General features: G+C 75.2%; 5 protein-coding genes. All 5 read right to left on the bottom strand.

Annotation, left to right across the window (positions count from 1 at the left end; genetic code table 11):
* Positions 1 to 14 precede the first annotated feature (14 nt).
* Genes EV378_RS07690 through EV378_RS07650 form a run of 5 tightly spaced genes read right to left on the bottom strand, consistent with a single transcriptional unit; the run spans position 15 to position 22,445 of the window.
* Complete coding sequence (locus EV378_RS07690; RefSeq protein WP_132422155.1) at positions 15 to 779, bottom strand: thioesterase II family protein; 765 nt, start codon at positions 777 to 779, stop codon at positions 15 to 17.
* On the bottom strand, positions 776 to 1,912 hold the full coding sequence (locus EV378_RS07685) for a saccharopine dehydrogenase NADP-binding domain-containing protein (RefSeq protein WP_165922186.1): 1,137 nt from the start codon (positions 1,910 to 1,912) through the stop codon (positions 776 to 778). The genes EV378_RS07690 and EV378_RS07685 overlap by 4 nt, the downstream gene beginning before the upstream one ends.
* Positions 1,909 to 7,470, bottom strand: a complete 5,562-nt coding sequence (locus EV378_RS07680) for a non-ribosomal peptide synthetase (RefSeq protein WP_132422151.1) — start codon at positions 7,468 to 7,470, stop codon at positions 1,909 to 1,911. The genes EV378_RS07685 and EV378_RS07680 overlap by 4 nt, the downstream gene beginning before the upstream one ends.
* Complete coding sequence (locus EV378_RS35260; protein ID WP_165922185.1) at positions 7,467 to 21,092, bottom strand: non-ribosomal peptide synthetase; 13,626 nt, start codon at positions 21,090 to 21,092, stop codon at positions 7,467 to 7,469. The genes EV378_RS07680 and EV378_RS35260 overlap by 4 nt, the downstream gene beginning before the upstream one ends.
* A gap of 12 nt (positions 21,093 to 21,104) precedes the next feature.
* A complete protein-coding gene (locus tag EV378_RS07650) occupies positions 21,105 to 22,445 on the bottom strand; it encodes a salicylate synthase (protein WP_132422149.1) in 1,341 nt (446 codons plus the stop codon).
* Positions 22,446 to 22,510: the final 65 nt, after the last annotated feature.

Below are 22,510 nucleotides of genomic sequence, written 5' to 3'. Positions count from 1 at the left end.
CTCCCCATCTCCTGTCATGGCGTGCTCGGCCAGGCGGCGACGCTGCCGAGCCTGCCGACGATCGTGGTGACGACGTCCGCGGTGACGTCGGCGAGGTAGAAGTGGCCGCCCGGGAACTCCGCGATGTCGACCGTGCCGCGGGTGGACACGTCCCACCGGCGGGCCTGTTCGGGGGTGACCTCCGTGTCGTCGGTGCCCAGCAGCACGGTCAGCGGGCAGTCCAGGACGCGCCGCGGGTCGCCGAGGTAGGTCTCGATCAGCTCGTGGTCGGCCCGCACGGCGGGCAGGATCAACGGCAGCAGGTCCGGGTCGTCGAGCAGCGGGCTCACCGTGCCGCCGAGGCGGCGGAGCTCGTCGACGACGCCCGTGTCGTCGCGCAGGTGGACGTCGGTGACCTGGCTCGGGTCGTGCGGCGCGTGCCGGGCCGACGCGAACAGGTGCATCGGCAGTCCCCGCCCGCGCGCCCCGAGCCGTGCCGCGACCTCGAAAGCGACGGCGGCGCCCATGCTGTGCCCGAACAGCGCCACCGGCCGGTCGAGCAGCGGCCCGAGCGCGTCGGTCGCGGCGTCGGCGAGCTCGGCCATGTCGGTCGGGCAGCGCTCGCCGAACCGGTCCTCGCGGCCCGGGTACTGCACGGCGTGCAGCTCGACCGCGTCCGGCAGGTGCTGCGGCCAGTTCCGGAACCAGCTCGCGGACCCGCCCGCGTGCGGGAAGCACACGAGCCGCACCCGGGCCGCCGGCTGCGGGCGGTAGCACCGCAGCCATCCCCGGCCGGTCACAGCTCGCCCTCGTCGGTGTCCTCGCCTGCGGGCCCGTCGACGACGCGGCACGTGGTGACCGCGGGGGAGTCCCGCACCCAGGACCACGTCCGGTCCGGGTCGAGCACGTCGGCGGCGAAGTGCGCGCCGTCCGGGACCGCGCCCTCGAGCACCTCGACGGCGGCGAGCGCGGTCACCATCCCGGACAGCCCGTAGCCGTCCTCGCCGCGCAGCACGAGCGTCCGGACGGCCCGCCCGCCGTCGATCGTGCCCTCGAGCTGGTAGACGAACAGCTGGTAGGAGCGCCGTCCGGCCCGGTCCAGCTCTGCCGCGGCGATCAGCTCTCCGGTCGCGGCCGCGACGTCCCGGTCGGCGGGCGCCGTGCCCTGGATGCGCCGCAGCACGTCCAGCACCCGGTCGCCGGGGAACACGTTGTACCAGTCGACATCGGAGAGATGCAGGGCCTCGACGAGTGTGTCCACCTCGGACGTGAGGCCCGGCTGGGCAGTCACCGCGTCGGGGAAGAACGGCAGCTCGACGCCGGTGAGGCGGCGCAGCGCGTTCGGCGTCCGCACCCCGCCGCGCCACGCGACCCCGCCCTCGCTCGAGCCGGAGAACAGGCTCTCGACGTAGTCGCCCGCCGCGCCCGGCGTGAACCGGTCGATGCCGCCGACGTAGCCGAGCAGCCGGTCGGCCCGGTCGAAGCGCTCCGCGCGGTACAGGCAGCGGGGCAGCAGCCCGGACAGGCCTGGGAACATGCCGGCGTTCAGCACGGCCGGACCCCGCCAGCCCGACGCCGGGTCGGCGAGCCGGTCGCGCAGCGGCTCCTCGCCCGCCGCGTCGACGTAGCCGGCGCCGGCGTCCCTGGCGGCGCGGGCCGCCCGGTCGTACGCGCGCCGCGACGGCCCCGCGCAGTTCACGACGACCGCGCACCCGTCGGCGAACCGGTCCAGTTCGGACGGTGAGTCGAGGTCGACCCCGACGGCCTCGGCGTCGCCGCCGAGCTCCGCGGACACGAACGCGGACGCGGCGTCCGCGCGGCGCCCGCCGATCCGCAGCCGCACCGACGCCCCGGCCCACGTGCGGAGATGGTGGGCGGTGGCCCGCCCGACCGTGCCGTACCCGCCGAGGATCCCGACGACGACGTCGCTCATCGAGAGCCTCCCCGCTGCGCGGCCAGCACGAGCCGGGACAGCTCGTCGGCGTGCGGGTCGGACATGCATGTGAAGTGGTCCCCGCCGATGTCGTGCACGGTGAACCGTCCGGTGCAGACCGTCCGCCAGAACTCCGTCATGTCGGCGGCCAGCTCGGGCAGGAAGTGGTTCGCGCCGTGCTGGCGCAGGAACGTGACGTCCCCGTCGTAGGGCACAGGCTCGTGCACGGCCGTGGCCTGGAACGCGTGCCGGAACACCCGGTAGGGCGAGAGCACGTCCTCCGGGACGTCGGCGCCCGCACCGGCGGTCGCGGCGATCGCCGCCGTGATGCCGGCCATCCGCTCCGCCGGGTTCCGCTCGGCGACCCGGGCGAACGCGCCGGCGACCTCGCCCAGGCCGTCCCGGCCGGCGAGCCCGGCCACCGCGCCGGGCGGGACCGCGCCGTCGTGCTCGGCGACGACTGTCCGCAGCGCCCGGCTGACCGCGGCCTCGTCGGCGGGGTAGCCGAGCAGGACCGGGTCGACGCCCATCACGCGCAGGTAGCAGTACTCGAGCACGACGTCGTCGGTGACCTGCGGGATGCGATAGCTGGACACGATCGACAGGCTGTCCACCGCGGCGCCGCCCGCCGTGAGCTTCCGGGCCAGCTCCGTCGCGAGCAGCCCGCCCATGCAGTACCCGACGACGTGGAACCGTTCGTGCCGTTCCCCGAGCAGCTCGGCGTACTCGGCGGCGAGGTCGACGATCAGTGTGTCCGGGTCGCGCGCCAGGTACGCCTCGGCGCTGGGCACGGCCAGCCCGATCACGGGACCGTGCCCGGCGAGGCGCGCGGCGAGCGGCCGGTAGGGTGCGATCGAGCCGAGTCCTTCGTGGACGAGGACCCGGACGGGCTCCGCGCGCGAGGCGCCGGACCCGCCCATCGGGATCACCGGCGAGGCGGCAGGCGGGGCGCCGCCGGCCTGCGTCGCGTCCAGGTGCGCGGCGAGCGCGGCGACCGTCGGCTCGTTGAGCATCTGGCGCAGCAGCCCGTCCCAGTCCAGGTCCGCGGCCGCCGGGAGCTGCGTGCGCAGCGCCCCGACCAGCTGCGCGACGAGCAGCGAGTCGCCGCCGATGCGGAAGAAGTCGTCGTCGCGCCCGACGCCGGTGGTGCCGAGGACCTGCGCCCAGAGCGTCGCGACCAGGCGCTCGGTCTCCGTGCGGGGTGCCGCGCCGCCGGACGCGGTCGCCGCCGCGGGCGCGGACGGCAACCACGACGTCAGCGTCCGGCGGTCGACCTTCCCGGTGCCGGACAGCGGCAGCGCGCCGACGAGCTCCAGGTGCGACGGGATCATGTGCTCCGGCAGCCGGTGCGCCAGGTGCGCGCGCAGCGACTCGACGTCGGTGCGGACCCGGTCGCTCCTGAAGCGCGTGACGAACAGGTTCTGCCCGAGCACGGACAGCTCGTCGTCGGGCGCCGGGAGCACGACGGCCGTCTCGCCGCCCGCCGCGGCGAACACGTCCGACCACTCGTCGCGGAGCACGAACACCCGCTCCTGACCGGCGCGGACGTCGGAGAAGTCGGGACGGGACTCGTCGAACTCCATCATGAACTCCATCGAGACCATGACCTCGTGGTGCTCCTTCGTGGACTCGAGCATCACGAACACCCCGCCCGGGACGAGCAGCTCGGAGAACTGCTCGACGGCGCGCCCGACGTGGCGGGCGTTGTGCATGACGTTGGCCGCCACGACGACGTCGTAGGTACCCGCCGTGAGGCCCTGCTCGCGGAACGGCTCGTCGATGTCGAAGATCCCGTAACGCATCCAGGGGAGGTCGCGGAACCGTTCGCGGGCCTCGTTGAGGAAGAAGTGCGAGATGTCGGTGAACGTGTACTCGACGTCCGCTCCGGCCGCGACGCGCCGGGCGAGCGCCGGGACGAGGTCGTTGCTCGTGCCGCCGACGCCGGCGCCGATCTCCAGCACGCGCAGCGGCGCGGGCCCGGTGTGCCGGTCGACGAGCATCTCGACGGCGGCGATGACGGCCCGGTTGAGGTAGCGCGCGTAGAGGTTGTTCCGGTACGCGGCGTCCGCGGTCTCCAGCCCGCCGTCCGGGAACATCAGCTGCATCGGACCCTGGTCGTCGCGCAGCAGCGCGGGAAGGTGGTCGGTGCAGGCCCGGAAGTAGCGCATCAGCTCGTCCGGGTAGACCAGGCCGGCCTGCACGGCCTCGGCGGCCTCCCACGCCGCGGCGACGGACGCGTCGTCGGTCGGCGTGAGGTCGTGCCAGCGCCCGGTGACCGGGTCATGGGAGATCATCCCGTTGTCCCGCAACGTGGCCAGCCAGCGACGGACCTGCCTGCGGTGCGGTGGCGCGACCTCGGCCGTCCGCTGGATCTCCTCGATCAGATGTCCCGGACCTGCGTCCGGGAACAGCCCGACCCGGCGGAACGCGTGCGCCATCGACAGCAGGCAGACCGCATCGAGCATCTCCGAGAACTCGACGATCACGGAGCGGTCCAGGTCGCGGGTCGCGTCCGCTCCGGCCGCGGTCGCGGCGGCGGCCAGCTGCGCGGCGAACCCGTCGTCCGGGCGCGGCGCGCGCTGCGGCTCGGCGAACGCCGCCAGCCGCCGGTCCAGCCCGCGGGTCGTGCGGTCGGCTCCCGGGTCGTCGTCCACGACGACGGCGGCTGCGCCGACGGCCGGGTGCGACGTCAGCGCGGCCTCCACCTCGGCGAGCTCGATGCGGTGCCCGCGGATCTTGACCTGGTCGTCCTCCCGGCCCAGGAACTCGATCACCCCGTCCGGCAGGTACCGGCCGAGGTCCCCAGTCCGGTAGAGGCGCTCGCCGGTGACCGGGTGCCGGACGAACCGCTCTGCCGTGCGCTCCGGGTCGCCGAGGTAGCCGCGCGCAAGCCCCGCGCCGCCGATGTACAGCTCGCCGGGGACCAGGTCGGGGACCGGGTCGAGCGCGCCGTCGAGCACGTGGAACGTCTGGTTCGTCAGCGGCGTGCCGTACGGGACGCTCCGCGCGCCGTCCGGGACGTCGCCGATCGGGTGCACGATCGACCAGATCGCGGCCTCGGTGGCGCCGCCGAGGCTGACCAGCGCGCACCCGGGCAGCCGGGATGCGATCGCGGCGGGCAGCGTCACCGGGATCCAGTCGCCGGATAGCAGGGCCAGGCGCACCGACGGCAGCGGGTCGGCCGGGTCCTCGGCGGCCAGGTAGTGCTCCAGCATCTGGAGCTGGGCGGGCACCGAGTTCCACACGGTGACGCCCGTGGCCGCGGCCAGCCGGGCCCAGTGCGACGGGTCCCCGCGCCGGTCCGGGTCCGGCAGGACGAGCGTGGCGCCGGCGGCGAGCGTGCCGAACACGTCGTAGACGGACAGGTCGAAACCGAGCTGGGCGAGTCCGAGCACGCGGTCGCCCGGACCGACCCGGAACCGGCGGTTGATGTCGGCCACCGTATTGACCGCGGCGCGGTGGGTGGTCATCACGCCCTTCGGGGCGCCGGTCGAGCCGGACGTGTAGATCACGTAGGCGAGGTCGTCCGGGTCGACGGCGGCGGGCTCCGGCACGTCCGTGGACGGCCCGAGCCGGTCGACGGCGATCACCCGGATCCCCGCGGGCAGGTCCAGGGTGGACAGCCACGACTGGGTCAGCACGGTTCGGACGCCCGCGTCGGCGAGCAGCGCGTCGCGCCGTGCGGGGGGCTGGTTCGTGTCGACCGGGAGGTAGACGCCACCGACGATCGTCGTGCCGAGCACGGCGAGCACCTGCTCGGGGCCCCGCTCGGTGAGCACGCCGACGATCCCGCCGGGCTCGTGGCCCACGGCGCGCAGTGCCTGCGCGACCGCACCCGCCCCGGCCGCGACGTCGGCGTAGGACAGCGACGCGGACGACGTGACGACGGCCGGCTCGTCCGGCGCCTGCCGGGCGCGGGCGACGAACCCGTCGTGCAGCCGCTCGTCCGGCAGCGGGGCGGCGGTGTCGTTGACCTCGGCGCGCCGCTGCGCCTGGGCGGGCGGCAGCCCGACCGGACACGTGTCCCGCCAGGTGCCGGCGTCCCGGGCGAGCGCCCGCACGAGCGCGACGTAGGCGGCGAACATGTCGTCGACGACGGCGTCCGGCAGCACTCCGTCGCGCACGTCCCAGCTGATCTGCAGGGCGCCGTGGTGTTCGAGCACCTGGCAGTCCAGCCACACCTGCGGGGTCTGGGTGATGCCGTGCACGAGCGTGCCCTGCCCGGTGAGCGCCTCCGCGTGCTCGTCGGCGTTCAGACCGACCGCGCTGGTGAACACGACCGGCATCAGGGCCTCGCGCCGCCCGCGCCTGCGGGCGATCTCCCGGATCACCTCGATGCCCGAGTGGGAGCGGTGGTCCATGTCCTCGAACAGCTGCGCGGCGACGGCGCCCGCCCGCTCCCGGAACGTCGCGGAGCGGTCCTGCTCGACGGCCAGCAGCGTCACCGACGTGAAGTCCCCGACCAGCGCGCCCACCTGCGGGTGCACCGGCGGCCTGCCCAGCAGCGTGAGGTTCAGCGTGAACCGCGGGTGGCGGCTCCACCGCCCGATCACCTCGGCGTAAGCCGCGGTGAGCGCGCCGGTCGGGCTGATGCCCTCGGCGGCGGCGCGGTCGCGCAGGGCCGTCCACTCGGACGGGGTGAGCGCGTCGCGCCACCGCCGGAACCGGGGCACGACACCCGCGGCCCGCTCGGCGTCCGGGGCGACGGGCAGCTCCGGCGCGGGCGGGAGGTCGTCGATCCGCGCGGCCCAGTAGGCGCGGTCGCGCTCGTGGGCTGGACCGCCCGCCCGGCCGCGGACGGCGAGGACGTGGTCCCGGAAGCCGATCTCCAGTGGCGGCAGCGGCGTCTCGGGCTCCCGGTAGAGCCGGTCGAGCTCGGCCAGCAGGAGCTGCACGCTCGCGTAGTCGGCGATCAGCAGGTCGATCGACAGGTGCAGCAGCGCCCGCCCGTCGGACCGGGTGACGCGCAGGTCGAACAGCGGCCACCGGTCGGTGGGGTGGACGCGGTGGTCCAGCTCGGCCCGGGTGCGTGCGACGGCCGCGTCGACGGCGTCCTGACCGGCGCCGCGCAGGTCGTCGACGGCGATCTCGTAGTCCGGCACCTCGGGCAGCACCTGCTGGTGCCCGTCCGGGTGCACGACGGCCCTGAGCATGCCGTGGCGCGCGACCAGCGCCCGCCACGCATCCTGCAGGCGGGCGGGGTCGAGGTCGGTGAACGCGGCCTCCAGGTAGGCATGGCAGGCCACACCGCCGTAGCCGAACGCGTCCCGGCGGCCCAGCAGGTAGGCCGACTGCACGTCGGTGAGCGGGAACGGCGCGTGCGCCGCATCCGGATCCGCCGCGATCACCGGACGGTCGTCGCTCAGGTGTTCGACGATCCCGGTCCGGTTCTCGCGCAGGCGTTCCCGGAGCTCGTCGGTGATCACCCCGCGCGGTGCGCGGAAGCGGAGCCTGCCGTCGTCGGTCCAGAGACGGACGCCGAGCTCTTCGATCTCGCGGACGAGGGCGGCCACGTCCTGCCGTGCCGCCGACGGAGCTGTCTGTGCAGTCGAAGTCATACGACGCCTTCCTCCCAGGAACCGGACTCGAATGCCCCCGCGCCGTCGGCCGTGAGCTGGGCGGCCGTGTCGGCCACCGTGGGTGTGGTGAACAGCTGCCGCAGCGACAGCTCCACGCCGTAGCGCCGGTGCAGGATCTCCACGCACCGGGTGGCGGCGAGCGAGTCGCCGCCGAGACCGAAGAAGTTCTGGCCGCGGCCGGGCGGGTCCGGCAGCTCCAGCACCTCGGCCCAGACCGCCGCGACGGCCTCCTCGGCCGGGCCGTCCGCCGGATCGTCCATGTCGGACACCTCGTCCGTCGCGACGAGCGCCGCCAGCGCACGCGCGTCGACCTTCCCGTTGGGCGTCAACGGGAGCCGGTCGGCCGTCGCGTACACCGACGGCAGTGCGTAGGCCGGTAGCCGGTCGGCGAGGAACGCGGGCAGGTCGCCGGTGGCCAGGCCCGGATCGGCCGGCACGACGACGACCGCGATCCGCCGGTCCCCGCGCCCGCCGGGGGCGATCGCCTTCACCTGCGCGACACCCGGGTGCTCCGCCAGGGCCGCCTCGATCTCGCCGAGCTCGATGCGGTGTCCGCGGATCTTGACCTGGTGGTCGCGGCGTCCGAGGAACTCCAGGGTGCCGTCCGGGTGGTAGCGGCCCAGGTCGCCGGTGCGGTACCAGCGCTCCCCGCCGTGCTCGACGAACCGCTCGGCCGTGCGCTCCGGGTCGCCCCGGTAGCCCTGCGCCACACCGGTTCCGCCGATCCACAGCTCACCCGGGACCAGGTCCGGGCAGTCCCGCCCGAGGTCGTCGACGACCCGGAAGCGCTGGTTGGCCAGCGGGTGTCCGTACGGGACCGACGTCCAGCCCGGCGGCTGGTCCGCGACGTCGAAGTGGTTGGACCAGATCGCGGCCTCGGTCGCCCCGCCCAGCGAGATCAGCCGGCACCGGCCGCCGCTCGCCGCGGCCAGCCTGCCCGGCAGGTCGAGGCCGACCCAGTCGCCGGACACCAACGCCAGCCGCAGCGCAGGCGGGAGTTCTTCCGCGACGACCAGCAGCATGTCCAGCAGCGCGGGGACCGAGTTCCACACGGTCACGCCGTGCGTGCGGCAGGCCCGCAGCCAGGCCCGCGCCTCGCGGCGGTCGGCCTCGTCGACGAGCACCACGGCGCCGCCGGCGCCGAGCAGCCCGAACACGTCGTACACGGACAGGTCGAAGTCCAGCGCCGAGATCGCCAGCACCCGGTCGCCGGATCCGATGTGGAACCGGCGTTTGACGTCGTCGACCGTGTTGACGGCCGCCCGGTGGGTGATCTCGACGCCCTTGGGTTCTCCGGTGGAGCCGGACGTGAAGATCACGTACGCGAGCGCGTCCGGATCGACGGGCACCGGCGCGTCCAGCGGGTCGCGGGTCCGGGCCCGCTCCAGCAGCGCCTCGGTGACCACCGTCCGCACGCCGGCGGCGGCGTGGATCCGGTCCCGGCGGGCGGGCGGCTGGTCGACACCGACCGGCACGTAGGTTCCGCCCGCGGCCAGCACGCCGAGCACGCCGACGATCTGTCCCGGTCCGCGGGGCACCGTCACCGCGACCGTGTCCCCGTCCCGCACCCCGCTGTCGCGCAACACCGCCGCCACGCGCAGCGCCGCGTCCGCGAGCCCCCCGTACGCGATCTCGATGCCGTCGCCGAGCAGCGCGGGGCGCTCCGGTGCGGCGGTGGCCCGGGCGAACACGTCATGGTGCAGCGGGCGCGGATGCTCCGGGTGCGCGGTGGCGTTCACCCGGCGCCGGACCTCGGCCTGGGCGGCGGGCAGCAGCTCCGGCGCCGGCGCGTCCCACCCGTCGCCGTCGAGGCGGTCCAGCAGCCCCAGGTAGGCCGCGAACATCGCGTCGAGCATCCCGTCCGGGAACAGGTCGTCGACCGCGTCCCAGTTCAGGACGAGCTCGCCGCGGTACTCGACGACCTGGTGGTCCAGCCAGACCTGCGGGGTCTGGGTGAGGCCCCAGACGAGGTCGGCGTAGCCGAACAGGTCGTCGTCGAGCTCGTAATGCCCGCCGAGCGCGCTGGTGAAGACGACCGGCATGCTCGCGTCCGGGTCGCCGGTCTGCTTCGTCAGCTCCCGCTGCACCCACACCGCGGACACGTCGCGGTGCTCCAGCCCGGCCCAGACCTCGCCCTGCAGCCGCCGGGCCCGCTCGAGCCACGTCTCACCGGCCCGCGGCCGGTGCGGCACCAGCAGCAGCGAGGTGAAGTCGCCGAGCACGCGGTCGATGTCCGGGTGCACGTCGCGCCGGTCGAACAGCGTCAGGTTCAACGTCAGGTCGGCCTGCGCGCTCCAGGCCGACAGCACCTCGGCGTAGCAGGCCATCAGCACCGTCGACGGCGTGAGGCCCGCCGCGCGGGCGCGCTCGGTGATCGTCGCCCACCGCTCGGCACCGAGCCGGGCCTCCCGCCGGCTGAAGCGCGGGCGCGGCAGCGCCGCGGGCTCGGCCGCGAGCGGCAGGCGCGGCGCGGGCGGCAGCGTGCCGATCCGCTCCCGCCACCACGCCTCGGACCGCTCGCGCACCTCCGGAGGCGGGGCGACGGACAGCACGTAGTCGCGGAACGTCGGCTCGACCGGGGCCGGCTCGACGGCCGGGTCAGCGTAGCGGCGGCTCAGCTCGGTGTAGATCGCGACGATGCTCAGCGCGTCGACGAGCAGGTTGTCCAGCCCGACGCCGATCCGGGTGCGCCGCTGCCCGCCGCCGTCGACGTAGCGGACGGCCCGCACGTCGAACAGCGGCCACCGGCTCGGGTCGAGCACCTGGTGGGACATCCGATCACGCAGTCGCTCGAGGTCCTCGTCGCCGCCGTCGACGACCGGGATCACGAAGCGTCCGACGTCGGGCAGCACCCGCTGGCGCCCGTCGTCGTCGAAGACGGTGCGCAGCATGTCGTGCCGGGCGATCAGGCCGTTCCACGCCTGCTCGAGCCGCGCGACGTCCACGTCCGCGCCGTCCAGCTCGGCGTAGAAGTGCGCGCCGACGCCGCCGAGCACGAACTGCTCGTCGCGGCCGAGCCAGTAGGCCCGCTGGACGTCCGTCGGCGGGAACGGCTCGTGCCGCCGCTCCGGATCCGCGACGAGCGCGAGCGCGGCCGGCCGCTCCTCGACGGCGCCGGTCGTGGAGAGGGACGCGCAGAACCCGGCGAGCGTCGGAGCCTCGAACAGCCGGTTCAGCGCGACGCCCCCGACACCGGCCGCCCGGAGCCGGGCGACGAGCCGGGTCGCGACGAGGCTGTCGCCGCCGAGCAGGAAGAAGTCGTCGTCGCGGCCGACCGTCCGGACGCCGAGCAGGTCGGCCCATGCCCCGGCGACGAGCTCCTCGACCGGACCCCGGGGCGCGGACCGCACGGGCTCGGCGGCCGGTGCTGCGTCCACAGTCAGCCGGGACCGGTCGACCTTTCCGTTCGAGGTCAGCGGCAGCGAGTCGAGCACGGTGAACGCCGCCGGGACGGCGTAGGCGGGCAGCCGGTCGGCGAGGAACGGGCCGAGCGCGGCCGGGTCCAGCTCCGGTCCCGCGACGACGAACGCGGCGAGCGTCCGGTGGTGCCGGTCCCCACCGGCCACGGCGACGGCCGCCGCGACACCGGGGTGCTCGGCCAGCGCGGTCTCGATCTCGCCGAGCTCGATGCGGTGTCCGCGGATCTTGACCTGGTGGTCGCGGCGTCCGAGGAACTCCAGGGTGCCGTCGGGGTGGTAGCGGCCGAGGTCGCCGGTGCGGTACCAGCGCTGCCCGTCGTGCTCGACGAACCGTTCTGCCGTCTTCCCCGGGTCTCCCCGGTAGCCCTGCGCGACACCGGCTCCGCCGATCCATAGCTCGCCGAGGACGTGGTCCGGGCAGTCCCGCCCGTGCGTGTCGACGACCCGGAAGCGCTGGTTGGTCAGCGGACGGCCGTACGGCACGGACGTCCACCCCGACTGCAGCGCCGCGGTGTCGAACCAGTTGGACCAGATCGCGGCCTCGGTCGCGCCACCCAGCGCGATCAGCCGGCACCGGCCCGCGCTCGCGGTGCGGACCCGGTCGGGCAGGTCGAGGGGGACCCAGTCGCCGGACACCATCGCCAGGCGCAGCGTCGGCGGGAGCGCGTCCGCGGTGACCAGCAGCATGTCCAGCAGGGCAGGGACCGAGTTCCAGACGGTCACGCCGTGGGTCCGGCAGGCCCGCAGCCAGGCGTCCGGGTCGCGGCGCTCGTCGTCGGTGGTCGGCACCAGCGCGCCGCCGGCGCCGAGGAGCCCGAACACGTCGTACACGGAGAGGTCGAAGTCCAGTGCGGACACGGCGAGGACGCGGTCGTCGGGTCCGATGTGGAATCGCCGGTTGATGTCGACGACGGTGTTGAGGGCGGCGCGGTGGGTGATCTCGACGCCCTTGGGTTCTCCGGTGGAGCCGGACGTGAAGATCACGTAGGCGAGAGCGTCCCGGTCGACCGCCACCGGCGCCGGCAGCGGCTCCGACGACCGGGACCCGTCGACGACGGCCCGGTCGACGACCGTCCGCACCCCGGCGGCGGCGCGGATCCGCTCGCGGCGGTGGGCCGGCTGGTCGGTCCCGACCGGGACGTACACGCCGCCCGCGGCCAGGATCCCGAGGACGGCGACAACCTGGTCCGGCCCGCGGGGCAGGGTCACCGCCGCCGGTGCACCGCTCGCGAGCCCGCCCGTGACGAGGTGCCCGGCCAGGCGCAGCGCACGGTCGGCGAGCTCGCCGTAGGTGACCGGCCCGTTGTCGGTGAACAGCGCGGGCCGGTCCGGCCGGGCGGCGGCGTGGGCGAAGAAGCCCTCGTGCAGTAAACCCTCCGGGAGGGGCGCGTCGGTGGCGTTGACCGCCGCGCGGACGGCGAGCTGCTCCGGCGGCACGAGCTGCGGCGCCGCGGAGTCCCACGCGCCGCCGGCCAGCCACGCGAGCCGGCCGACGTAGGCGTCGAACATCGCGTCGAGCACGCCCGGCTCGAACAGCTCGTCGACCGCGTCCCAGGACAGCACGAGCGACCCGCGCTGCTCCATCACCTGGTGGTCCAGCCACACCTGCGGCGTCTGGGACACCCCCCAGACCTGCTGCCACGGCGCGTCGAAGGCGCGGTCGAACAGGTCGTCGTCCAGGCCGAGCGCGCTCGTGAACACGACCGGCATCGCCGCGTCCGCGGCGCCGGCGACGCGCGCCAGCTCCCGCTGGACCGCCACCGCCGACACGTCCCGGTGGGCCAGGTCGCGCCCGAGCTGCTCGCGCAGCCGCGTCGCGTCGGCGAGCCACGTCGCCCCCGGCTGCGGGTCGTGGGCGACGAGCAGCAGCGCGGTGAAGTCGCCGATCACGTGCCCGACGTCCGGGTGCACGTCGTGCCGGTCGAACAGCGTGAGGTTCACCGTGACGTCCTGGCGCTCGCTCCACGCCGCGAGCACCTGGGCGTAGCAGGTCAGCAGCACCACCGACGGCGTGAGCCCGTTCTCCCGGGCCCGCTGCTTGATCGCGGTCCAGGTCGCCGCGTCCAGACGGGTCTCCCGGCGGACGAACCGCGGCCGCGTGACGCCGGCCGGGTCCGCGGCCAGCGGCAGCTTCGGCGCGGGCGGCAGCGTGGCGAGTCGCTCGGACCAGTACCGCTGCGCCTGCTCGCGGGTCGCCGGATCGGTCTCGACGCCGGTGACGCAGTCCCGGAACGTGATCCCCACCGGCGGCAGCGCCGCGTCCGGGTCGCGGTACAGCGCCGACAGCTCCGCGAAGAAGATCATCATGCTGAGGCCGTCGAACACGAAGTTGTCCAGGCTGACGCCGAACCGCAGACGCACGGCACCGTCGGGTCCGGTGTGGCGGACGGCACGGATGTCGAGCAGCGGCCAGCGCCCCAGGTCGACGACCTGGTGGGACATGGCGGCGCGCAGCGCCTCCAGTGCCTCCCGTGCCTCGGCCGGGTCGGTGCCGGTCCGGTCGACGACCGGCACGGTGAACCGCCCGACGTCCCGGAGGACCCGCTGCCGCCCGTCCGGGTCGACGACCGTGCGGAGCATGTCGTGGCGGGCGACGAGCCGGTTGCAGGCCTCCTCGATCCGGGCCGGGTCGACGTCGCGGCCGTCGAACTCGAAGTAGCAGTGCGAGCCGACGGCGCCGAGCGTGAACCCGGCCTGCCTGCCCAGCCAGTACGCCTGCTGCACGTCGCTGAGGTCGAACGGCTCGTGGCGTCGGTCCGGGTCGGGCACGAGCACCCGGTCCGGAGCGGTCCCTTCCGCGGCTCGCAGGCCGGCGACGAAGTCGGACAGCACCGGGTTCTGGAACAGGCGCCCGAGCACGCCGGACGACGAGCCGGCGGTCAGCCCGGCTCCGCGCAGCCGGGCCACGAGCCGGGTCGCGATGAGGCTGTCGCCGCCGAGCAGGAAGAAGTCACCGTCGCGGCTGACCCTCGGCACGCCGAGCAGGTCGGCCCAGATCGCGGCGACGGCCTGCTCGGACCGTCCGCGCGGCGCGACGAACTCCGGTTGCGGCGCACCGGCGCCGAGCAGCCGCAGGACGCGGTCCCGGTCGACCTTGCCGTTCGCACTGAGCGGGACCGACGCCAGGACGCCGATCCGGTCGGGGACCATGTGGGCGGGCAGCCGGTCGGTGAGCCAGGAGCCGAGCACCTCCGGGTCGGCTACCGGCCGGTCGGCCGGGCGCAGCGCCCCCATCAGCAACGACGGCCCGCGGCCCGCGATCTCGACGGCGTCCAGACGGGCCGCCGTCAGTGTCTCGGCCCACTCGGTCGCGGACAGCAGCGGGCTCCGCGACCCGGCGCCGTCGTCCAGCAGCGGCACGGTCAGCAGCGACAGCGGCGCGAGCTCGGCGGGCTCCCACGCGAGCAGCCGCCCGCCGGGCGCGAGCAGCAGCGAAACGAGCCGTCCGGCCGCGACCGGGTCGGCCTCCCGGTGCAGCGCGCCGACCGCCAGCACCACGTCGAACCGGTGACGCAGGTCGTCCGGCACGACGCCGTCCGGCAGCGCGACGGCCGTCGCCCGGTGCCCGTGCAGGCGGGTGCGGGCGGCGTCGAGCAGCGCGGCCGACGGGTCGGTGAGGACGTAGTCGAGCCCGGGCACCTCCGTCAGCAGGCGTTCGGCGCTCGTCCCGGTGCGTGCGCCCAGCTCGACGACACGCACCGGGCGGTCGAGGAACGCGGCCAGCGCGGTCAGCCGGTCGGCGATCTCGCCGAGCGCGGTGACCGTCTCCGGCCGGGACGCGGCCTGCGCCTCCGGGGACAGCAGCGGGTCGTCGAGCAGCGTGCGCGGGTCCTGCTCACCGCCCACGATCGCGGCCAGCTCGACCCGCCGCGCGTCCAGCGCGGCGGCGACCGGGGCGAGGTGGGTGCCCGCCGCCCGGCGGCTCAGCTCGGCCCACCGCGCGTCGTCCGCCCGCTCCGCGAGATCCGTGAGGTCGGCCGCACCGCGTCCCACGAGCCAGTCCCGCCAGGCGCGCGGCGGCTCGGTCCCGTCCGCGAGATCCCGCGTGAGCACCCGGGCGAGCAGCGCCTCGGTGAGCTCGGCCTCCACGACGCGGGCCGGGTCGACGACCGGCGCGTCCTCGGCGAACCGGGGCGCCGTGACCGGTTCGGCGGCGGCCTCGACGACGGCGGCGACGATCCGGCGTCGCTCCGCGTCGACGCCCGCGACGGCGTCCTGCACACCCGGGTGGTCGCGCAGCGCGGTCTCGATCTCGCCGAGCTCGATGCGGTGTCCGCGGATCTTGACCTGGTGGTCGCGGCGTCCGAGGAACTCCAGGGTTCCGTCGGGGTGGTAGCGCCCGAGGTCGCCGGTGCGGTACCAACGCTCGCCGTCGTGCTCGACGAACCGTTCCGCCGTCTTCCCCGGGTCCCCCCGGTAGCCCTGCGCGACACCGGTCCCGCCGATCCACAGCTCGCCGGGAACCCAGTCGGGGCAGTCGCGCTCCCGCTCGTCGACGACCCGGAAGCGCTGGTTCGTCAAGGGGTGTCCGTAGGGGACGGACGGCCAGCCGGCGGGTTGGTCGGCCGTGTCGAACCAGTTGGACCAGATCGCGGCCTCGGTGGCGCCGCCCAGCGCGACGAGCCGGCACCGCCCGCCGCCCGCCGTGCGGACCCGCGCGGGCAGGTCGAGCGGTACCCAGTCCCCGGAGACCATCGCGAGGCGCAGCGTGGGCGGCAGGTCGGTCGCCGTGACCAGCAGCATGTCCAGCAGGGCGGGGACCGAGTTCCAGACCGTGACGCCATGGGTGCGGCAGGCGCGCGACCAGGCGTCCGGGTCCCGGCGGTCCTCGTCGGCCACGAGCACGACGGCGCCACCGGCGCCGAGCAGGCCGAACACGTCGTACACGGAGAGGTCGAAGTCCAGTGCGGACACGGCGAGGACGCGGTCGTCGGGTCCGATGTGGAATCGCCGGTTGATGTCGACGACGGTGTTGAGGGCGGCGCGGTGGGTGATCTCGACGCCCTTGGGTTCTCCGGTGGAGCCGGACGTGAAGATCACGTAGGCGAGGGCGTCCCGGTCGACCGCGACGGGCGCGTCGAGAGGCTCGCCCGTCTGCTTCAGCAACGCCTCCGTGACCACGCTGCGAACCCCGGCGGCGGCGTGGATGCGTTCGCGGCGCGCGGCCGGCTGGTCGACGCCGACCGGCACGTAGACACCGCCCGCGGCGAGGATCCCGAGCACCGCGACGACCTGTCCGGGGCCGCGCGGCAGCGTCACCGCGACGGGCTCGCCGCGCTCGACGCCGGTGCGGCGCAGGTGCCCGGCCAGCCGCAGCGCCCGATCGGCCAGCTCGCCGTAGGAGACCGTCTCGTCGCCCCACAGCAGCGCGATCCGGTCCGGCACGGCGCCGGCGTGGTGGAAGATCGCGTCGTGCAGCAGGCCGACCGGCTCGGGGGCGCCGGTCGCATTCACCGCCTCGCGGACGGCGCGCTGCGACGCCGGGAGGTGCGCGGGCGCCGGCGCGTCCCACCCGCGCTCGGCGAGGTGGTCCAGCAGGCGCCGGTACGCGTCGAACATCGTGTCCAGCAGGCCGTCCGGGAACAGGTCCTCGACGGCGTCCCAGGACACCACAAGGTCACCCCGCTGTTCCATGACCTGCTGGTCCAGCCACACCTGCGGGGTCTGGGACAACCCGCCCACCAGCTCTGGGAACCCGTCGGGCATCCGGTCGAACAGGTCGTCGTCCATGCCGAGCGTGCTGGTGAACACGACCGGCATCGCCGCCTCGGCCTGCCCGACCGTGCGGGTCAGCTCGCGCTGCACCCACACCGCCGACACCGACCGGTGCTCCAGGCCCGCGGCGAGCTGTTCCTGGACGCGCCGCGCCGTCGTCGCCCAGTCCGGGTCGTCGCCCGGTGAGTGCGCCACGAGCAGCAGCGACGTGAAGTCGCCGAGCACGTGGTCGATGTCCGGGTGCACGGCGCGGCGGTCGAACAGCGTGAGGTTGACGCTCAGCGCGCGGCCGCCGCTGAAGGCGGCGAGCACGTCGGCGTACCCGGCCAGCAGCACCGCCGACGGCGTGAGCCGGTGCGCGCGGGCCCGGTCCTTGATCCGGGACCAGGCGTCGGCGGGCACCGTGATCGTGCGCCGCGTGAACCGCGGCGCGACGACGTCCGCCGGGTCGGTCGCCAGCGGCAGCCGTGGCGCGGGCGGCAGCGCCGGCAGCCGGTCGCGCCACCAGCGCTCGTCGGCCTCCCGGGCCGCCGTGTCGGCCGGGAGGTTCTCCACGTAGTCCCGGAACGACACCCCGACCGACGGGAGCGGCGCGTCCGGGTCGGTGTAGAGCACCGCCAGCTCGGCGAGTACGAGCTTGACGCTGAGCGCGTCGAACACGGCGTAGTCCAGCGTCACGCCGAGGCGGGTGCGGCCGTCGGGGTAGTGCACGGCGCACGCCGCGAACAGCGGCCACGACGTCAGGTCGAACAGCGGCCGGGCCAGCTGCGCCTCGATCCGCGCGGACGCGGCGGCGGCGTCGTCCGCCTCGGCGACCGGGATGGTGAACGGGCCGACCTCGGGCAGGATCCGCTGGCGCCCGTCGTCGTCGACGACGGCGCGGAGCATCTCGTGCCGGGCGATCAGGCGGTCGAACGCCCGCTCCAGGCCTGGCACGTCGACACGGTCGCCGTCCAGCTCGACGTGGTACGTCGTGCCGACGCCGCCGAGCGCGAGCCCGGTCGACCGCCCCAGCCAGTAGGCACGCTGCACCTCGGTGAGTGCGAACGGTTCGTGCCTGTGCTCCGGGTCGGCCGGGAGCACCGGCGGCCGCTCCGCGTCCGGTGTGCCGGTCCGCAGGGATGCCGCGAAGTCGGCGAGCACCGGGCGGCGGAACAGGGTGGGCAGGTCCGCGCCGTCGACGCCGTCCGCGCGCAACCGCGCGACGACCCGGGTGGCGATCAGGCTGTCGCCGCCCAGCAGGAAGAAGTCGGCGTCCCGACCGATTCCCGCGGTGTTCAGCTCGGCCGCCCACGCGTCGGCGACGGCCGTCTCGGCCGCTCCCTGCGGCGGCAGCGACGCGACCTCGGGCTCGGCGGAGTCCAGCTCGGCGAGTACCCGGTCCAGCTGCGACCGGTCGACCTTGCCGTTCGCGGTCAGGGGCAGTGCGTCCACGACGTGCCAGCGCTCCGGGACCATGTAGCCCGGCAGCGCCGCACGGGCCGCGGCGCGGACCGCGTCGAGCGCCGATCCCTCCGGCCCGGCGCCGCCCGGGTCCGGCGGGCCGTCGAGCACCAGCGCGGCCGCGATCCGGCGGCCACCCCCGACCGTCACCGCGGCGGCGGCCGCCCGGACGCCGGGGGCGTCGCGCAGCGCGGTCTCGATCTCGCCGAGCTCGATGCGGTGTCCGCGGATCTTGACCTGGTGGTCGCGGCGTCCGAGGAACTCCAGGGTGCCGTCGGGGTGGTAGCGGCCGAGGTCGCCGGTGCGGTACCAGCGGTGCCCGTCGTGGGTGACGAACCGGTCGGCGGTGCGGTCCGGGTCGCCGCGGTAGCCCTGCGCGACACCGGTGCCGCCGATCCAGAGCTCGCCGGGGACCCAGTCGGGGCAGTCGTGGGCGTGCTCGTCGACGACGCGGAAGCGCTGGTTGGTCAGTGGGTGTCCGTAGGGGACGGACGGCCAGCCGGGCGGCTGGTCGGCGGTGTCGAACCAGTTGGACCAGATCGCGGCCTCGGTGGCGCCGCCGAGCGCGACGAGCCGGCAGCGGCCGTCGCTCGCGGTGCGGACGCGGCCGGGCAGGTCGAGCGGCACCCAGTCGCCGGACACCATGGCCAGCCGCAGCGTCGGCGGTACGTCCCCGGCGGCGACGAGCAGCATGTCCAGCAGTGCCGGGACGGAGTTCCAGACCGTGATGCCGTGGGTGCGGCAGGCGCGGTTCCAGACGTCCGGGTCACGGCGATCGGCCTCGTCGACGAGCACCACGGCGCCGCCCGCTCCGAGAAGCCCGAACACGTCGTACACGGAGAGGTCGAAGTCCAGCGCGGAGACGGCGAGCACGCGGTCGTCGGGTCCGATGTGGAACCGTCGGTTGATGTCGTCGATCGTGTTGACGGCCGCCCGGTGGGTGATCTCGACGCCCTTGGGTTCTCCGGTGGAGCCGGACGTGAAGATCACGTAGGCGAGGGCGTCCGGGTCGACGGGCAGGGGAGCGGTGAGCGGGCGGGCGCCGCGGGCCTCGTCGAGAACGGCCGGGGTGATCACGGTGCGGATGCCTGCGGCGGCGTGGATGCGCTCGCGGCGGGCGGGGGGCTGGTCGACGCCGACCGGCACGTACACGCCGCCGGCGGCGAGGATCCCGAGTACGGCGACGATCTGTCCCGGACCCCGGGGGACGGTGACCGCCACCGGCTCGCCCGGGGCCAGGCCGGTGTGCGACAGGTGACCCGCCACGCACAGGGCCAGCGCGGCGAGCTCGCTGTAGGTCGTCATGCCGCCGTCGTGCAGCAGAGCCGTGCGGTCCGGCCGCTCGGCGGCCCTGGCGAAGAAGCCGTCGTGCAGCAGCGCGTCCGGGCACGGCCCGGCGGTGGCGTTGACCGCGGCCCGGACGGCGAGCTGCGCGTCCGGCACGAGCGCAGGCAGGGGCCGGTCCCACCCGCCGGCGAGCAGGCGGGCGAGCAGGCGCCGGTACGCGTCGAACATCGCGTCCGGTACACCGTCCGGGAACAGCGCGTCGACGGAGTCCCACGTGAGCATCAGCCCGCCGTCGACCTCGTAGAGCTGGTGGTCGAGCCAGACCTGTGGCGTCTGCGAGATCATCCAGCCGAGCTCGCCGATCGCCGAGCGGAACCGCGCGTCGAGCAGCTCGCTGCCGATGTTGCTGGCGAACACGACGGGCGCGGTCCGCCGCTCGTCCGGGCGGTTCCGGGCGAGGTCGCGCAGCACCTCGATCGCGGAGTACCCGGCGTGGTCGGCGTTCGCCCGCATCCGGGACTGCACCCGGTGGGCCGCACCGACGAACGTCGCGGCGGCCTCCGGGGTCGTGTCGACGTCGACCAGCACCAGGTTCGTGAAGTCCGCGACCATGTTCGGCACGTCGGGATGGATCTCCTGACGGTCGAACAACGGCAGGTTGAGCAGGAACCGCGGCTCGGCGCTCCACGCCGCCAGCGTCAGCGCGTAGGCGGTGGCGAGCACCATCGCCGGCGTCAGGTCGTGCGCGCGGGCGAGACCGACCAGGCGTGCCGTGTCCTCCGCGGACACCCGGTGCACGCGGCGGGTGAACCGCGGGCGGCGCACCGCGTCCGGGTCGACGGCCAGCGGCAGCTGCGGACCGCCGGGCAGCTCGCCGATCCGCTCCTGCCAGTACGCGCGGGCCCGCTCCCGCTGCGGGCCGCTCCGCGCCGCCCGCTCGGCCAGGTAGCGGGCGAAGCCGTACCCGGCGGGCGGGAGCGCGGCCGCCGGGTCGGCGTAGAGCGCGGCCAGGTCGCGGCACAGGATCTGCAGGCTGAGCACGTCGGCGACGAGCAGGTCCAGCTCGAGGTGCACGCGGGTCGCGCCGCCCGGCAGCAGCGAGAGCGCCACGTCGAACACCTGCCCGGCGGCGACGTCGAGCCTGCGGTGGGAGAGCCGTTCCCGGACGTCGGCGAGTGCGCGGTCGACGTCCGCGTCGTCGCGCAGGTCGTGCACGGTCACACCGGTCCAGGCGCCGGTGTCGGTGAGCTGCTGGGTGCCGTCGTCGCCGAAGCGGGCGCGCAGCTGGGAGTGCCGCGCGACGAGCCCGGCGACGGCCGCGTCCAGACGCGCCGGGTCGACGCCCGCGCCGTCGAACTCGAGGTAGGCGTGGCAGCCGACGCCGCCGAGCGGCTGGTCGTCGCCGCGGCCGACCCAGTAGGCGTGCTGCACCGGGGTGAGCGCGAACGGTGCCCGTTCGTCGATCTCGATCCCGGCCGGTTCAGGCCCGGAGTCCGCGTTCGGCCCGGCCAGCAGCGCCGACCAGGCCGCCAGCGTCGGCGTTTCGGCCATCTCGGCGAACGACACCGCGACGCCCGCGCGCCGCCACCGGCCGGCCAGCCGCATCATGGCGACCGAGTCGAGGCCCAGCAGCAGCAGGTCCTCGTCGGGCGCGAGGTCGTCCGGCGCGCAGCCGAGCACGTCGGCCACCTCGCAGCGGACCGACTCCAGCGTGAGTGACGTCTTCTGCACGTCCACGTCGGCTGCCTCTCAGATCCGGGTCTCGGCGCGCGGCGACGGCACGACGTGGGGGGCGATGCTGCGGAGCTTCTCGCAGGTCTCCTCGTACTCCCGCTCCGGAACGGAGCCGGCGACCACGCCCGCGCCGGCCCGCAGCCAGGCTCGTCCGTCCTCCTCGAACAGCGTGCGCAGCACGAGGCAGGCGTCCAGCGACCCGTCGTGCGACGCCGTGAGCACCGCCCCCGCGTACAGCCCCCGCGGCTGGGACTCCCACCGCCGGATGCACTCGTAGGCCGCGGCCTTCGGGATCCCGGACGCGGTGACCGCCGGGAACACCGCGGCCAGCGCATCCCACGCCGTGCGGGTCGCGGCGAGCCGGCCGGCGACCCGGGACGCCAGGTGCTGCACGCTGCCGCGGCGGCGGACCGCCATCAGCTCGGTGACCGCGACGGAGCCGGGTGCGCAGACGGCGTGCAGCTCGTCGTAGGCGAGCTTGACCGACACGGCGTGCTCGAACACCTCCTTCGGGTCGGAGAGCAGCTCGGTCGTCAGGCGCTCGTCGGCGCCGTGACCGAGCCCGAACGCGCGGGTGCCCGCGAGCGGCTGGGTCTCCACGCGGCCGTCCGGCGCCACCTCGACGACGGTCTCCGGGCTGAACCCGACGGCCCGGCGACCGCCGAGGTCGATCAGGAACGACCGCGCCGGTGTGTTCGCCGCCCGGCCCCGCAGGTACGTCCCGACCAGGTCGACCGGGAACGGCACCGGCACCGAGCGCGACAGGATCACCTTCTGCAGCGCGCCCCGCCGGATCTCCTCGACGGCGCGGGCCACGGCGTCCTGATAGGACCGGGCGTCACCGTCGACGGCGATCGGCTCGGCCGCCGCGGGTTCCGGCGCATCGGTCCCGGCCAGCAGGCCGCGCACGGCGGCGGACCGCTCGGGATCGGCGCTGCGCACCCGCACCCGGTCCGGGCGGATCACCACCTCGGTGTGCGGAACGGTCAGGTGCAGTCCCGGCCTGCACCCCACAGCGCGACCGTTCGGATCCGGGTCGGCCAGCTCGAACTCCACCCAGCCGTAGGCGTTCCAGCCCGGCCACGGCAGCGCGGCGAGCGCGTCCCCGACCTGACGCAACGGCCGGTCGGTGCGCGGGAGTTCCGTCACCGCGTCCCGCCACCGGGTGCGCACCCGGTCGTCGTGCACGGTCACCTCACCGAGCGCGCCGCCCGCGAACGTGCACCGGCCCTCGCGTTCGTAGACCACATGGGACTCGAACAGCCCGGACGCGGCCAGCCGCGCGCCGGTCGTCACCGGGTCGAACCGCCCGTGGACGGTCTCCTCCCGGTAGCCGAGCGTTCCGGTCGTCGACATCGTGTCTCGCCCCCCGCAGACTCGATTGCGACCCGGCGCGCGGTCGCGCGCCGGGGCCGTGCCGT

Source organism: Pseudonocardia endophytica (genome assembly GCF_004339565.1).
In the GTDB taxonomy this organism is placed as follows: domain Bacteria; phylum Actinomycetota; class Actinomycetes; order Mycobacteriales; family Pseudonocardiaceae; genus Pseudonocardia; species Pseudonocardia endophytica.
This window is presented reverse-complemented; position numbering and strand designations above follow the sequence as displayed.

Bases quoted from the DNA above. Each gene is read 5' to 3' on its own strand.
- EV378_RS07650 (WP_132422149.1), bottom strand. From the start codon at position 22,445: ATGTCGACGACCGGAACGCTCGGCTACCGGGAGGAGACCGTCCACGGG.
- EV378_RS07680 (WP_132422151.1), bottom strand. From the start codon at position 7,470: ATGACTTCGACTGCACAGACAGCTCCGTCGGCGGCACGGCAGGACGTG.
- EV378_RS07685 (WP_165922186.1), bottom strand. From the start codon at position 1,912: ATGAGCGACGTCGTCGTCGGGATCCTCGGCGGGTACGGCACGGTCGGG.